At 71.5% G+C, this 14,243-nt stretch carries 16 protein-coding genes; 4 read left to right on the forward strand and 12 right to left on the reverse strand.

The window, feature by feature from the left end; genetic code table 11:
• Nucleotides 1-219 precede the first annotated feature (219 nt).
• Together ACWFR1_RS05400 and ACWFR1_RS05405 are read left to right on the forward strand one after the other, a co-directional pair.
• Nucleotides 220-888: a potassium channel family protein gene (locus ACWFR1_RS05400; RefSeq protein WP_453546721.1), complete on the forward strand. Its 669-nt coding sequence runs from the start codon at nucleotides 220-222 to the stop codon at nucleotides 886-888.
• On the forward strand, nucleotides 888-1,565 hold the full coding sequence (locus ACWFR1_RS05405) for a potassium channel family protein (RefSeq protein WP_453546724.1): 678 nt from the start codon (nucleotides 888-890) through the stop codon (nucleotides 1,563-1,565). The genes ACWFR1_RS05400 and ACWFR1_RS05405 overlap by 1 nt, the downstream gene beginning before the upstream one ends.
• Nucleotides 1,566-1,658: 93 nt before the next feature.
• On the opposite strand, the gene ACWFR1_RS05410 is transcribed toward ACWFR1_RS05405, so the two are convergent.
• The 8 genes from ACWFR1_RS05410 to ACWFR1_RS05445 all read right to left on the reverse strand — a co-directional run bounded on the left by ACWFR1_RS05410 (nucleotide 1,659) and on the right by ACWFR1_RS05445 (nucleotide 9,165).
• Nucleotides 1,659-2,405: a DUF3159 domain-containing protein gene (locus ACWFR1_RS05410; protein WP_453546727.1), complete on the reverse strand. Its 747-nt coding sequence runs from the start codon at nucleotides 2,403-2,405 to the stop codon at nucleotides 1,659-1,661.
• A 3-nt stretch (nucleotides 2,406-2,408) separates the two neighbouring features.
• On the reverse strand, nucleotides 2,409-2,807 hold the full coding sequence (locus tag ACWFR1_RS05415) for an OB-fold nucleic acid binding domain-containing protein (protein WP_078627107.1): 399 nt from the start codon (nucleotides 2,805-2,807) through the stop codon (nucleotides 2,409-2,411).
• A 58-nt stretch (nucleotides 2,808-2,865) separates the two neighbouring features.
• Nucleotides 2,866-3,552: a response regulator gene (locus ACWFR1_RS05420; protein WP_356678033.1), complete on the reverse strand. Its 687-nt coding sequence runs from the start codon at nucleotides 3,550-3,552 to the stop codon at nucleotides 2,866-2,868.
• A gap of 119 nt (nucleotides 3,553-3,671) precedes the next feature.
• On the reverse strand, nucleotides 3,672-6,218 hold the full coding sequence (locus ACWFR1_RS05425) for a DUF4118 domain-containing protein (RefSeq protein WP_453546731.1): 2,547 nt from the start codon (nucleotides 6,216-6,218) through the stop codon (nucleotides 3,672-3,674).
• 131 nt (nucleotides 6,219-6,349) lie between these two features.
• Entirely contained in the window at nucleotides 6,350-7,102 is a 753-nt protein-coding gene (locus ACWFR1_RS05430) for an ABC transporter ATP-binding protein (RefSeq protein ID WP_453546733.1), read from the reverse strand.
• A 194-nt stretch (nucleotides 7,103-7,296) separates the two neighbouring features.
• The gene (locus ACWFR1_RS05435) at nucleotides 7,297-8,067 is read right to left on the reverse strand and encodes a DUF3710 domain-containing protein (protein ID WP_453546735.1); all 771 of its coding nucleotides are present in this window, start codon (nucleotides 8,065-8,067) and stop codon (nucleotides 7,297-7,299) included.
• Between the two features lies 1 nt (nucleotide 8,068).
• On the reverse strand, nucleotides 8,069-8,581 hold the full coding sequence (gene dut, locus ACWFR1_RS05440; RefSeq protein ID WP_024758522.1) for a dUTP diphosphatase: 513 nt from the start codon (nucleotides 8,579-8,581) through the stop codon (nucleotides 8,069-8,071).
• Nucleotides 8,581-9,165: a PaaI family thioesterase gene (locus tag ACWFR1_RS05445; protein WP_453546737.1), complete on the reverse strand. Its 585-nt coding sequence runs from the start codon at nucleotides 9,163-9,165 to the stop codon at nucleotides 8,581-8,583. Before ACWFR1_RS05445 ends, dut begins: the two co-directional genes overlap by 1 nt.
• Nucleotides 9,166-9,223: 58 nt before the next feature.
• Here ACWFR1_RS05445 and ACWFR1_RS05450 point away from each other — a divergent pair, with 58 nt between their 5' ends.
• On the forward strand, nucleotides 9,224-9,790 hold the full coding sequence (locus ACWFR1_RS05450; protein ID WP_453546739.1) for a DUF3093 domain-containing protein: 567 nt from the start codon (nucleotides 9,224-9,226) through the stop codon (nucleotides 9,788-9,790).
• A 144-nt stretch (nucleotides 9,791-9,934) separates the two neighbouring features.
• Here ACWFR1_RS05450 and ACWFR1_RS05455 read toward each other — a convergent pair whose 3' ends face one another.
• The 4 genes from ACWFR1_RS05455 to ACWFR1_RS05470 all read right to left on the reverse strand — a co-directional run bounded on the left by ACWFR1_RS05455 (nucleotide 9,935) and on the right by ACWFR1_RS05470 (nucleotide 13,624).
• Nucleotides 9,935-11,023, reverse strand: coding sequence for a hypothetical protein (locus tag ACWFR1_RS05455; protein WP_453546741.1), 1,089 nt, complete (start codon nucleotides 11,021-11,023; stop codon nucleotides 9,935-9,937).
• A gap of 12 nt (nucleotides 11,024-11,035) precedes the next feature.
• Nucleotides 11,036-11,332: a DUF4193 domain-containing protein gene (locus ACWFR1_RS05460; protein ID WP_003955561.1), complete on the reverse strand. Its 297-nt coding sequence runs from the start codon at nucleotides 11,330-11,332 to the stop codon at nucleotides 11,036-11,038.
• A gap of 395 nt (nucleotides 11,333-11,727) precedes the next feature.
• The gene (locus ACWFR1_RS05465; RefSeq protein WP_453546743.1) at nucleotides 11,728-12,966 is read right to left on the reverse strand and encodes a sensor histidine kinase; all 1,239 of its coding nucleotides are present in this window, start codon (nucleotides 12,964-12,966) and stop codon (nucleotides 11,728-11,730) included.
• Between the two features lie 4 nt (nucleotides 12,967-12,970).
• The gene (locus tag ACWFR1_RS05470) at nucleotides 12,971-13,624 is read right to left on the reverse strand and encodes a response regulator transcription factor (RefSeq protein ID WP_024758527.1); all 654 of its coding nucleotides are present in this window, start codon (nucleotides 13,622-13,624) and stop codon (nucleotides 12,971-12,973) included.
• Nucleotides 13,625-14,009: 385 nt separating this feature from the next.
• On the opposite strand from ACWFR1_RS05470, the gene ACWFR1_RS05475 reads away from it, so the two are divergent.
• Nucleotides 14,010-14,183 carry a hypothetical protein gene (locus ACWFR1_RS05475; RefSeq protein ID WP_386302225.1) on the forward strand — a complete coding sequence of 58 codons (174 nt, stop codon included), beginning with the start codon at nucleotides 14,010-14,012 and terminating at the stop codon, nucleotides 14,181-14,183.
• The last annotated feature ends 60 nt before the right edge of the window (nucleotides 14,184-14,243 follow it).

Consider the following 14,243-nt stretch of genomic DNA (forward strand, 5'->3'; position numbering starts at 1 on the left):
CGTTCGAAATCCGCCATGCTCACCGGCACCCCCGATCCGCACCGAATCTCCCTGAGTACCACCTCGGATGCGGTCCCCGCCAGCGTTGCCGCATAAGCTCGGACCGGGCAACCCGGCAGGGCGTTGCCCGCCGCGGCCCGGGCCGATCGGGCGAGGAAAGTTGTGGGCAGGGTGTTTTCGCAGGTCAGCAGGGCGATCAGGAGTGCGGGGTAAGGGGACGTGCACATCGTCATCATGGGCTGCGGGCGAGTGGGAGCCGCTCTCGCGCAGACCCTCGAACAGCAGGGGCACACCGTCGCGGTCGTCGACCAGGACCCGACGGCCTTCCGTCGTCTGGGGTCCGGTTTCGGCGGCCGTCGCGTCACGGGCGTGGGCTTCGACCAGGACACGCTGCGTGAGGCCGGGATCGAGGACGCCGGTGCCTTCGCCGCGGTGAGCAGTGGCGACAACTCGAACATCATCGCGGCGCGGGTCGCGCGCGAGATGTTCGGCATCGAGAACGTGGCGGCGCGGATCTACGACCCGCGTCGTGCCGAGGTCTACCAGCGCCTCGGGATCCCGACGGTCGCGACGGTCCGCTGGACCGCCGACCAGATGCTGCGGCGGCTGCTGCCCTCCGGCGCGGAGCCGCTGTGGCGCGACCCGAGCGGCGGCGTGCAACTCGCCGAGGTGCACACCTCTCCGGCCTGGATCGGCCACAAGGTGAGCCGTCTCCAGGAGGCGACCGGCGTCCGTGTCGCCTTCCTCACCCGACTGGGCGAAGCGATTCTGCCGACCTCGCAGACGGTGCTCCAGGAGGGTGACCTGGTGCACGTGATGATGCGTACGGACGAGATCGCGAAGGTCGAGGAGGCCTTCGCCGAGGGTCCTGAGGAGGGCGGTCACTGATGCGTGTCGCTATTGCGGGCGCGGGTGCGGTGGGCCGTTCCATCGCGGGCGAGCTCCTGGAGAACGGGCACGAGGTCCTGCTGATCGACAAGGCGCCGACCGCCATCTCGGTGGAGCGGGTGCCCCAGGCGGAGTGGCTGCTCGCCGACGCCTGTGAGATCACGTCCCTCGACGAGGCGGCGCTCCAGCGCTGCAACGTGGTGATCGCGGCGACCGGCGACGACAAGGTGAACCTGGTCGTCTCGCTGCTCGCCAAGACCGAGTACGGCGTGCCGCGGGTCGTCGCCCGGGTCAACAACCCGAAGAACGAGTGGCTGTTCAACGAGGCCTGGGGCGTGGACGTCGCCGTGTCGACGCCGCGCCTGATGTCGGCGCTGGTCGAGGAGGCGGTGAGCGTCGGCGACCTCGTCCGGCTGCTCCGCTTCAGCCACGGCGACGCGAACCTGGTCGAGCTGACGCTCCCGCCGGAGTCGGCGCTCGCCGGTACACCGGTCGGGGACGTGGCCTGGCCCCAGGACACCTCGCTGGTGACGATCATCCGCGGTTCGCGGGTGCTCACGCCGAGCGCGGAGGAGACCCTGGAGGCCGGCGACGAGCTGCTGTTCGTGGCCGCGCAGGCCCGCGAGGAGCAGCTGGAGGACCTGCTGCAGGTCCGCCGCGAGCCCAGCGAGTCGTAGGAATCACCGTACGTCTCCTCTCCGTACGTGGAAGGGCCCGGAACCTGTCATCAGATTCCGGGCCCTTCCACGTACGGAGAGGAACGGCGCCGCTCAGGCCTCCGGCTGCCCCTGCGCTGCCGCCTTGCGGGCCTTCTCGGCGCGCTCCTCGGCCTCCATCTCGGCGAAGACGTCGATCGGCGGCGGCGCCTTCGCGAGGAACATCCAGGTGAGGTAGACCGCGAGCAGGAACGGCGGGATCTTCAGGGCGACCAGAACCCAGCCGAACTTGGTCGTGTCGGCCCACCAGTACATGGGGAAGAGGATCGCGCACTTGGCGAGGAGGATGAAGCCCCAGGCCAGGCTGGCCTTCGCGTACGCCTTCTTGCGGCCGGGGTTGCGGGTGCGCCAGGAGAGGTTCTCCTTGAACACCGGGCCGAGGATCAGGCCGATCAGCGGGACCCCTGCGGCCGTGGTGACGAGGTACGCGAGGGCGAGGCCCAGGGTGTACAGCATGCCCGGCAGGTAGAAGTCCTTGGCGTTGCCCGTCATCATCGCGAAGACGACACCGAAGACGACACCGAAGACGCCGCTGAAGGCGTGCTTGACGGTGTCACGGCGGATCAGCCGGACGGCGACCAGGACCAGCGAGACCGCGAGCGCCGCGATCGCCGAGATGTGCAGGTCCTTGTTGATCGTGAAGATCGTGACGAAGAGCAGGCCCGGCACGACCGTCTCGATCATGCCGCGCAGTCCGCCGAAGGCCTCGAACAGCGCGGCCTCGGTGACCTCCTTCGAGGCCTGGGCGTCCTGCGGGGCCTGGGCGTCCTGATCCCTGGTCGGCTTGTCGAGGGACGTCACCGGCTACTCCTGTCCGAGCGGTCGGAGCTCGTATTTGGGGTTGAAGAGGACCCGCCGGCCGTGGCTCATGGAGATCCGGCCGGAGGCGATCAGCTTGCGCCCCGGTTCGATGCCCACGATGGAGCGGCGGCCCAGCCAGACGACGTCCAGCGGTGCCGTGCCGTCGAAGAGCTCGGCCTCCAGCGCGGGCACACCGGCCCGGGGACGCAGCGTGACCGTGCGCAAGGTACCAGTCACCTTGACTATCTGGCGGTCGGAGCAGTCACAGATGCGGGTGCACCCCGTGGCCTCGGCGTCCTCCTGGAGCTCCTCCGACTCCAGGTCCTCCGGCGTGGAGGAGAGCCGGTCGAGCATCCGGCGGAACCGGCCGGCCGGCTTCTCAGTACGCGGTGCAGCACTCATACAGAAAGCGTACCGGCCTCCACCGTCACCAGGACCGGCCGCGTAGACGAGGTTCGCTTCACCGTTCGAAGCGGTAGCCCATGCCGGGTTCGGTGACGAAGTGGCGGGGGTGCGAGGGGTCGGCCTCCAGCTTGCGCCGCAGCTGCGCCATGTACACGCGGAGGTAGTTGGTCTCCGTGCCGTACGAGGGGCCCCAGACCTCCTGGAGCAGTTGCTTCTGGCTGACGAGGCGCCCGCCGTTGCGGACGAGGACCTCCAGGAGGTGCCACTCGGTGGGGGTGAGCCGGACGTCCCGGCCGTCGCGGTGGACCTTCTTCGCCGCCAGGTCGACGGTGAAGCCCGCGGTCTCGACGACCACGACGCCGTCCTCGGCGCCGCCGACCGGCTCGGCGCGGCGTACGGCCGCGCGCAGCCGGGCGAGCAGCTCGTCCATGCCGAAGGGCTTGGTGACGTAGTCGTCGGCGCCGGCGTCGAGCGCCTCGACCTTCTCGTCGGAGGTCTGGCGGGCGGAGAGGACCAGGATCGGCACCCTCGTCCAGCCGCGCAGGCCCTTGATGACCTCGACGCCGTCCATGTCGGGCAGACCGAGGTCGAGGACGACGACGTCGGGGTGACGCTCGGCGGCCAGCCGGAGGGCGGTGGCACCGTCGGGTGCGGCATCGACCTCGTACTTCCGCGCCTTGAGGTTGATCACCAGGGCGCGGACGATCTGCGGCTCGTCGTCGACCACGAGGACCCGGGTCATGGAGGGGGACCTACCTTCTTCGGTGCCCGTTGCGGGCGGCTTGGGTGGGAGGGAGCGGAAGCGGTACGAGGGCGGGCGCCGCAGGTGACGCGGACGCGGGACGAAAGCCGCCGCGGGGCTCAGCTCACGGCATGCGCCGGAAGCTCCACGGCCGGTTCCGGGGGCCTGCCCCGTACGGTCCTGAGGGTGAGGACCATGGTCAGCCCGCCGCCCGGGGTGTCCTCGGCGGAGAGAGTCCCGCCCATGGCCTCGACGAAGCCGCGGGCGACCGCGAGGCCGAGACCGACGCCGGCGCCGCGGGGGGCGTCGCCGAAGCGCTGGAACGGCTCGAAGATGCCGTCCTTGCTCTCGTCGGGCACTCCGGGGCCGCGGTCCACGACGCGCAGTTCGACGCGTTCCCCCAGGGTGCTGGCGGCGACGGCGACGGGTTCGCCCTCGGGGCTGTACTTCACGGCGTTCTCGACGATGTTGGCGACGGCCCGTTCCAGGAGGCCCTTGTCGACCTCGACCATCGGCAGCGTCTCGGGGATGTCGAGCTCGGCGCTGCCGTCGGGTACTCCCCCGAGGGCCATCGGGACGACCTCGTCGAGGTCCACGGCGCGGATCAGCGGCGTGACGGTGCCGGTCTGGAGGCGGGACATGTCGAGGAGGTTGCCGACGAGGTGGTCGAGCCGGTCGGCGCCCGCCTCGATGCCTTCCAGGAGTTCGGCGCGGTCCTCCTCGGACCACTCGACGTCGTCGGAGCGGAGGGAGCTGACGGAGGCCTTGATGCTGGCGAGCGGGGTCCGCAGGTCGTGGCTGACGGCGGCCAGCAGGGACGTACGGATCTTGTTGCCCTCGGCCTGCTTCCTGGCGTCCTCGGCCTCTCCGACGAGCCGCTGCCGGTCGAGGACGACCGCGGCCTGGGCGGCGAAGGCGCCGAGGACGCGCCGGTCCTCGGCCGGCAGGACCCGGCCGGTCAGCGCCAGCGCCAGGTGATCGCCGACCGGCATGTCCACGTCCGCGTCCTCGGGCCGCGCGACCGGGTGCGTGCCCACGCTCGCCGCCCGGGTCCAGGGCTCGATCTCGTCCGCCCGTTCGAGGAGGGTCACCGACTCCATCGAGAAGGTCTCGCGGACCCGTTCGAGGAGGGCGTCCAGGCTGGTCTCGCCGCGCAGCACGCTGCCCGCGAGGTAGGACAGCACCTCGGACTCGGCGCGGAGCCGGGCGGCCTGGTGGGTCCTGCGGGCGGCCAGGTCCACGACCGAGGCGACCGCCATCGCGACACCGAGGAAGACCGCGAGGGCGACGATGTTCTTGGGGTCGGCGATGGTGATCCGGTGGACGGGCGGGGTGAAGAACCAGTTCAGGAGGAGGGATCCGACGGCCGCGGAGGCGAGAGCGGGCAGGAACCCGCCGAGCATCGCGGCGGCGACCGTCAGCGCCAGGAAGAGCAGCATGTCGTTGGCGAGGCCGAGGTCGGCGTCGACGTGGGTGAGCAGCAGGGTCAGGCAGATGGGCCCCGCGACGCCGGCCAGCCAGCCGCCGAGGATCCGGGAGCGTCCGAGCCGTGCCCCGCGTGTGACGGGCAGCCCCCGCCCCTTGGCGACCTCGCCGTGGGTGACGATGTGGACGTCGAGGTCGGGGCCGGAGTCACGGGCCACGGTCTGGCCGACGCCGGGGCCGAACACGTACTGCCAGGCGCGGCGGCGGCTGGAGCCGAGGACGATCTGGGTGGCGTTGACCCCGCGCGCGAACTCCAGGAGCGCGGAGGGGACGTCGTCGCCGATGACGTGGTGGAACGTTCCGCCCAGGTCCTCGACCAGGGTCCGCTGGACCGCGAGCTCCTTCGGGGACGCGGCGGTCAGGCCGTCGCTGCGGGCGATGTAGACGGCGAGGACCTCGCCGCCCGCGCCCTTCTCGGCCAGCCGGGTCGCCCGCCGTATGAGCGTGCGGCCCTCAGGACCGCCGGTCAGACCCACGACGATGCGCTCGCGGGCCTGCCAGGTGGAGCGGATGTCGTGCTCGCCCCGGTACTGCTGGAGGTACTCGTCGACCCGGTCGGCCGTCCACAGCAGCGCGAGCTCGCGGAGGGCGGTGAGGTTGCCGGGGCGGAAGTAGTTGGAGAGGGCCGCGTCGACCTTGTCGGAGGTGTAGATGTTGCCATGGGCCATGCGGCGGCGCAGGGCCTGGGGCGACATGTCGACCAGCTCGATCTGGTCGGCGCGGCGGACGACCTCGTCGGGGACGGTCTCCTTCTGCCGTACGCCGGTGATCGACTCGACGACGTCGCCCAGCGACTCCAGGTGCTGGATGTTGACCGTCGAGACGACGTCGATGCCGGCCGAGAGGAGCTCGACGACGTCCTGCCAGCGCTTGCTGTTCCGGGAGCCGGGGACGTTCGTGTGGGCGAGCTCGTCGACGAGCGCGACGGCCGGCTTCCTGGCCAGGATCGCGTCGACGTCCATCTCGGTGAAGGTGGCGCCCCGGTAGTCCAGGGTCCGGCGCGGGATCTGCTCCAGGCCGTGCAGCATCACTTCCGTACGCGGCCGCCCGTGGTGTTCCACGAAGGCCACGACGCAGTCCGTACCGCGCTCGATCCGCCGGTGTCCCTCGGAGAGCATGGCGTACGTCTTGCCGACACCCGGCGCAGCGCCGAGGTAGATCCGAAGCTTGCCGCGTCCCATGGCATGACCATACGTCCAGCCAATCGGACATTCCGCACGCGGGCGGAGGCCCCGGTCCGGTATTGACGTGATTCTGATGCCGGGACGGCGCCGCGAGGGCCGCCCCCGCACCACAAGGGACCGTCCCGCCCTCAGTTCTCGATGATCTCGCCGTCGCTGAGCTCGAGGACCCGGTCCGCCAGGCCCAGGAGCTGGGGGTCGTGCGTGGCGACGAGGGCCGTGCAGCCCTCGCTGCGCACCACCGCGCGCAGCAGCTCCATGACGGCGAGCCCCGTCTCCGCGTCCAGCTGGCCGGTCGGCTCGTCGGCGATCAGCAGGGCCGGCTTGTTGGCGAGGGCACGGGCGATCGCGACCCGCTGCTGCTGGCCGCCGGAGAGCTCGCCGGGCCGCTGGGCCGCGTGGTCGGCGAGGCCCACGAGCGAGAGCATCAGCGCGACCCGCTCCTCGCGCTCCTTGGGGTCGGCCTTCCGCAGCCGGAGGGGTACGCCCACGTTCTCGGCGGCGGACAGGATCGGGAGGAGCCCGAAGGACTGGAAGATGAAGCCGATCCGGTCGCGGCGCAGTTCCAGGAGCCCGCTCTCACCGAGCGTGGAGAGGTCGGTGCCGTCGATGACGATCCGGCCCCCGTCGGCGCTGTCGAGGCCGCCCACGAGGTTGAGCAGGGTCGTCTTGCCGGAGCCCGAGCGGCCCTTGAGGGCGACGAGCTCGCCGCGCGGGATGTCGAAGGAGACCCCGCGCAGGGCGTGGACGGCGGCCTCGCCCGTACCGTACGAGCGCCGGAGGTCCTCGACCCGGACCATCGGCGGGCCGGCCGGGTCCTCGGCGACGGCCGTTGCGGACCGCGTGCTGCTCTCACTCACCGTGTGCTCCCCCTCCTCGAACATGTGCGCCCGCCAGTATGGTCCGCCGCCGGGTCCCAGGGCCAGAGCCGGAGGACGTACGGAGGGGGAGACGGGGCGGGAAGCGGGGGCTGCGAGGGCGGGAATCCCGGGCGGGATAGGCGGGGAAACGACCGGTGGGCCGCATTCCCATACGTCTCGTACGGAAAGCGGCCCACCGGTCGTGCGTCGATCGCGGCTCAGCGGATCTCGGTGACCTCCGGGCCACGCTGGAGCTGGCCCATGCCGCCGGAGAAGCGCGACTCCGCCTGCTCCTCCTGCTGGACACCGTCCGGCACCATCTGCGCGTCGTTCGGCAGCTTGAGGACGATCGGGTCGCGCGGGGCCATCGGGCCGTCACCGCGGACGACCACGGTGTCCCGCACGATCTGCTCCAGGAGCCCGGCCGCCTCCGGCTGCACCGCGCCCTGCCCGGAGATCACTCCGCGCAGGAACCAGCGGGGTCCGTCGACGCCCACGAAGCGCACGAGCTGCACGCCGCGGTTGCCGTCGGGCAGCTGTACGGGGACCTGGGCCCGCAGCTCCCAGCCGAGGGGGCCCTCGACCTCGTCGATGACGCCGCCCTGCTGGACGATGCCCGTCGCGATCTCGTCACGGACCTCGCCCCAGATGCCCTCGTTCTTCGGGGCGGCGAAAGCCTGCAGCTGCACGGCGCTGTCGCGCAGGACCACGGTGGCCGCGACGATCGCGTCGCCCGCCACCTCGACCCGCAGCTCCATGCCCTCGACTCCGGGCACGAAGACGCCGCCGAGGTCGACACGGCCGTCCTCCGGCGTGGTGACCTCGGAGAGGTCCCACGGTCCGTCGGGCCGGGGCGCCGGCGGAAGGTTCACCCGACGCGGCGCGTCGGCCGATGCCTCGCCATCGCGGGACTCGACCTCCTCGACGACCTGCTCGGCCTCGCCCGCTGCGTCCTCAGCGGCACCGCTCTTCTTGCGACGTCCGAACACGTCACTGTCCTTCCCGGTCGGATACGACCGAAGCGTATCGATTCCCACCCGTTGAGCCGTCCACGGCGGCATGGCCGCCGGTGGACCCGAAGCCCCCCTCGGCCCGCGCCGAGCCGGGAAGCTCCGCCACCTCGTGGAAGCGAACCTTCTCGACCTGCTGGACGACCAGTTGGGCAATCCGGTCGAACCGCTCGAACCGCACGCTCTCGCGCGGGTCGAGATTGACCACGATCACTTTGATCTCTCCACGGTACCCGGCATCCACCGTCCCCGGGGCATTCACCAGCGCGACTCCGCAGCGGGCGGCCAGGCCGGAGCGCGGGTGCACGAAGGCCGCGTACCCGTCCGGCAGCGCGATGGAGACCCCGGTGGGGAGCACCGCGCGCTCCCCGGGGGCCAGGACGGCGGCCTCGGTGGTCACGAGGTCGGCACCGGCGTCGCCGGGGTGCCCGTAGGCCGGGATCGGCACCTCCGGGTCCACGCGGCGGATCAGTACGTCGACAGGGTTGCGCATCAGGGGTTCACCTCGAAGGCGCGGGCGCGCCGGACCTGGTCGGGGTCGGACATGGCGGCCTGGATCTCCTCAGGCCGGCCGTTGTCGATGAAGTGGTCGACCTTGACCTCGACGAAGAGGGCGTCGGCGCGGACGGCGACGGGGCCCTCGGGCCCGCCGATCCGGCCGACGGCGGTCGAGAAGATCTTGCGGCCGTGCACGGCGGTGACCGCGGCCTCCAGGTGGAGCACGGTGCCGACGGGGACGGGCCGGACGAAGTCGGTCTCCAGCCGGCCGGTCACGGCGATGACGCGCAGCAGCCAGTTCAGGGAGCCGAGGGTCTCGTCGAGCGCGGTGGCGAGGACACCGCCGTGCGCGAGGCCGGGGGCGCCCTGGTGGTCGGGGGTCACCGTGAACTCGGCGGTGACGGTCACGTCCTCGCCCGCCCGTGCCTCCAGGTGCAGGCCGTGGGGTTGTCCGCCGCCGCACCCGAAGCAGTACGCGTAGTGGGCACCGAGCAGCTCGCCGGGGGCCGGGGCGTCGGGGTGCCGTACCGGCGGTATGGCGTCGGCCGGCGGGGTGAGGGCGGCAGATGTTGCAGTCACAGGCGCAGACCTTACCCGCGCGGCCGGGCGCGGGTCGCGCCGTGGCAGGCTTGGACGCATGCAGCCTTCCGTGCCGTCCCCCGCCCCCTCCTCCGAGCCCGCGCCAGCGCCGTCCGCGGAGTCACCCGCGGGGACGCCCGTCGCGTCGTCCCCGGTGGCGGCCCCGGCGGCGGGCGCGCCGCGCTTCGACGAGCGGCTGACGGCGCCGCGCGCGTGGTGGGCCATCGCGGGCCTGCTCGGTCTGTCCGGCGGCCTGATCATGTTCCCGCTGGGCACGGTCCCGATGCTGGGCGGTCTGATCGTGGCGGCGGTGCTCGCCGGCGCGGCGGTCTCCTCGTACGGCTCCGCGCGCGTCCGGGTGGTGGCCGGTTCGCTGGTGGCCGGCGACGCGCGGATCCCTGTCTCGGCGCTCGGCGCGGCCGAGGTGCTGGACGCGGAGGAGGCGCGCGCCTGGCGCACCCACAAGGCCGACCCGCGCGCCTTCATGGTGATGCGCAGCTACGTGCCGCGGGCGGTACGGGTCGAGGTCACGGATCCGGCGGACCCGACGCCGTACGTGTACCTGTCCAGCCGCGAGCCGGAGGCCCTGGTGGCCGCCCTGGAGTCCGTACGCGCCGAGGCGTGAACCGGCACCCTCCGGGCCGGTTCCCGTCCGGCCCGGCGGTGGACGGCTGGAGACGGACGACTGTCAGCGGGCGGCCGGTAGTGGGCCGCCGGTAGCGGCCGACCGGCAGGGGGCCGCCGGTAGTGGCCTGCCAGAGGCGGGCGGCTAGAAGCCGAGCTCCTTGGGGTTCTCGGGCTGCTCCAGCGGGGGCAGCTCCGGGAGGGCGTCCCAGGGGATCTGGCGGGCGCGGAGGTCCTTGCGGATGTGCGCCGCGACCTTCTTGGTGTCGCGCCGGTTCATGACCGCACCGACGGCGGCGCCGACCATGAAGGGCGTGAGGTTCGGCAGGTTGCGCAGCATGCGTTTCATGATCTGCTGGCGCAGCTCGCGCTTGAGCTGTCCACCGAGCGCCGCGTTGACCGTGGTGGGCTTGGAGGGGTCGATGCCCCGCTCCTCGGCCCAGGACGTCAGATAGGCCGTCGAGCGCTGGGTGATCCGGCCCTGCGGGCGCAGTCCGTACACCTCGTGCAGTTCGGCGATGAGTTTGAGTTCCACGGCGGCGACGCCGGTGATCTCGGTCGCCAGTTCGGCCGGCATGGCCAGCGGTACGGGAAGCATGGCGGCGGCGCCGATGCCCGCGCCGACGGTCGAGGTCGCGTTCGCCGCGCCCGCGACGAGCTTGTCGGCGATCTCCTCGGGACCGAGTCCCGGGAACTGTTTGCGCAGGGTCGCCAGGTCGCGGACCGGGATCCGCGGGGCGAGGTCGATCAGCAGGTCGGCCAGATGGCCGATGCCCGCCTTGGCGCTGTCGCCGCCGCGCTTCGCGCCCTCCTTGACACTGCGCGCGACGCCGCGCCGGACGGCGTCGATTCGATCGCTGTCGATCTTGATCTTGTCGAGCTGGGCGCGCGCGGGATTGGCCAGCCGCCTGACGGCGTCCAGCCGGCCGTGGCGCTCTTCGCTCCGGCCCTCGCTCCGCTCCGCGGGGAGCCGTGCCGCCTCCGGCCCTGCGCCGTGACGGGCACCCGGTTCGACGCGCGAACCGGTCGCCGCCTCGATGTCCGCGACGACCGCTTCGAGCGAGGCCGAGGGGCCCCGCTCGTCGTCACGTGCACCGAGGGAGGGCAGGGGGGCGGCCCGCTCGGCGTCAGGGGCCTCCTGGGCACCCTCCGCCGGGCTCGTGCCGCCCTTGTACGTCTCCGAGCTCCCAGGGAGCCGGAGACGCCGCTTCCGGGACGGTGTGTCGCCTGCCACGGCCGTGCGACCTCAGTCGCAGTCGCGGCAGATCGGCTGGCCGTTCTTCTCTCGTGCCAGCTGGCTGCGGTGGTGCACGAGGAAGCAGCTCATGCAGGTGAACTCGTCGGCCTGCTTCGGCAGGACCCGGACGGCCAGTTCCTCGTTCGAGAGGTCGGCGCCGGGCAGCTCCAGGCCTTCGGCGGCCTCGAACTCGTCGACGTCGACCGTCGAGGTCGACTTGTCGTTCCGGCGGGCCTTCAGTTCTTCAAGGCTGTCCGAGTCGACGTCGTCGTCGGTCTTGCGTGGGGTGTCGTAATCCGTTGCCATGTCGCTCTCCCCCTCTGGGTAGTTGCGGGTGTCTCAGCGCACGTAACGCGTGAGAGGTCGGACTTGTGCCCGACCTGAGGCGGAGATTTTGCCTCACATCAAGGTCTGTTACTCAATCGACACCCGTCGCGTCGTCTCAGGAGTGATCGGCTTCGGGTGGCGAACCGGACCGTACACGGTCCTCCGGGCGCCCTTCGCAGACGCCACCCCGTGTACTTCCCGTCATTCCGGGCCCTGGAAACCCGGACTTTTCCTGGTTTTCCGAGGGATTTCTCGGTCACGGAGAGTGGAGGTCCCGACACCCCGACCTGTGATCGATCACACATGAGCGTCTCAGGATCGGGGCCCGGGAATTCCGCGCAAAGCGAACGGAACGGGTCGGCTTGTGCAGTGTGTCAGATCGGCAGAGTGACACGCATCACGAGACCACCGCCCTCGCGGGGCTCCGCGATGATACGGCCGCCGTGGGCGCGAGCCACGGACCGCGCGATCGACAGGCCGAGACCGACCCCCTTGTCGCTTCCGGTGCGCTCCTGCCGGAGCCTCCGGAACGGCTCGAAAAGGTTGTCGATCTCGTACGCGGGGACCACCGGTCCCGTGTTCGAGACCACCAGGACCGCCTGGCCGTGCTCGGTCTCGGTCGTGACCTCCACCCAGCCTCCTTCCGGCACGTTGTACCGCACGGCGTTCTGGAGCAGGTTCAGTGCGATCCGCTCCAGCAGGACGCCGTTGCCCTCGACGACGGCCGGGGCGCGCTCGCCCCGGATCTCCACGCCCTTGGCCACGGCCTCGGCGTGCGTCTGGTCGACCGCGCGGGAGGCGACCTCGGCGAGGTCGACGGCCTTGCGCTCGATGATCTGGTTGTCGCTCCGGGCGAGCAGCAGCAGGCCCTCGACGAGCTGCTCGCTGCGCTCGTTGGTGGCGAGCAGGGTCTTGCCCAGCTGTTGGAGCGCCAGCGGGGCCTCGGGGTCCGAGACGTGGATCTCCAGGAGCGTGCGGTTGATCGCGAGCGGGGTGCGCAGCTCGTGCGAGGCGTTCGCGACGAACCGCTGCTGGGCGGTGAAGGCTCTCTCCAGGCGCTCCAGCATCTCGTCGAAGGTGTCGGCCAGCTCCTTGAGCTCGTCGTCGGGGCCGTCCAGCTCGATCCGGCGGGCCAGGTCGGAACCGGCCACCTGGCGGGCGGTACGGGTGATCCGGCCGAGCGGGGAGAGCACCCGTCCCGCCATGGCGTAGCCGAAGGCGAAGGCGATGATGCTCAGGCCGAGCAGGGCGAAGAGCGAGCGGCGCAGGAGGTCGTCCAGGGCCCGGTCGCTCTGGTGCTGCAGACAGATCGAGACGGCGTCGTTGAACTGCTTGCCACTGCCCTGGACGGGGAGCTCGCACCAGGAGGTGGTGGGCCGCACCTCGCCCTTGACGAACTCGAAGGGAAGTTTCGCCGCGCTCTCGCTCAGGGCCTGCGCGGTGAAGAGGTAGATGATCGAGAGCAGCAGGATGCCGGCGATCAGGAACATTCCGCCGTACAGCAGCGTGAGCCGTATCCGGATGGTCGGGCGCAGCAGCGGCCGCACCGGGTCCCGGGGGTCCCAGGTCGGCTTCGGCGGCGCCTGGGGGTGCGGCACTGAGGTCGTTGGCATCTGGTCAGATCCGGTACCCGGAGCCGGGCACGGTGACGATGACCGGGGGTTCGCCGAGCTTGCGGCGCAGGGTCATCACGGTGACGCGCACGACGTTGGTGAAGGGGTCGGTGTTCTCGTCCCAGGCCTTCTCCAGGAGCTGCTCGGCCGAGACGACAGCGCCTTCGCTGCGCATGAGGACCTCCAGGACCGCGAACTCCTTCGGGGCGAGCTGGACCTCCTTGCCCTCGCGGAAGACCTCGCGGCGGTTGGGGTCGAGCTTGATGCCGGCGCGCTCCAGGACGGGCGGGAGCGGCACGGTGGTGCGCCGGCCGAGGGCGCGCACGCGCGCGGTGAGCTCGGTGAACGCGAAGGGCTTCGGCAGGTAGTCGTCCGCGCCGAGCTCCAGGCCCTCGACACGGTCGCTGACGTCGCCGGAGGCCGTGAGCATCAGCACGCGCGTGGGCATGCCGAGCTCGACGATCTTGCGGCAGACGTCGTCGCCGTGGACGAGCGGGAGGTCGCGGTCGAGGACGACGACGTCATAGTCGTTCACCCCGATGCGCTCCAGGGCGGCGGCGCCGTCGTACACGACGTCGACGGCCATGGCCTCCCGGCGCAGTCCGGTGGCCACCGCATCGGCGAGCAGCTGCTCGTCCTCGACGACGAGTACGCGCACGTCGTAGTCCTTCCCTTGAGCCGCGGCCCGCGGGGGGGACGGCTGAAACCTGAGCACTGACTGTGCGTGTCCATCCTGCCCCGAACGCGCGTAAACCGGCTGTAAGGCGGCTGTGCGGGGCCCTGGGGCGCGGGGGTGGTGCGGAGGGGGCGTGCGGTGGAGCCTGTGACTCCGCCAGTGGGGGACCACGAAGAATTCACCTGATTCGCGGGCCAGTTGAGGTTTCTGTGAGGAAGGGGGTGGGGAGGACGACTGCACACCCCGTGATCACGCCCTGTATGTGGCGCGCCACCTATCGCCTTCTGTCCCCCAGAGGCAGCAGTGTGTGATCCACCCACCCTCGGCACACCCCCGTGCCACCGGACCCACGACGAGGGGGCGCACGATGGACGCTTTCACCGCAGGACTGCTGCACCGGATCAGGGCCACGCAGACCGACCTCACGCGTGCTCGTGAGACGGGCGACGACTTCCTCGCGGACGTCGAGCAGGCAGAGCTGGACGACCTGCACCGCCTGGCCGCCGAGCACGGCGTGGAGGTAGCCGCGCCGGGCGTCTGACCGGCCGACCCGCGTCGAGGGCCCCGGAGCCGTACTGGCTCCGGGGCCCTCGCACGTCCG

It is taken from the genome of Streptomyces sp. NPDC055103 (assembly GCF_053607625.1).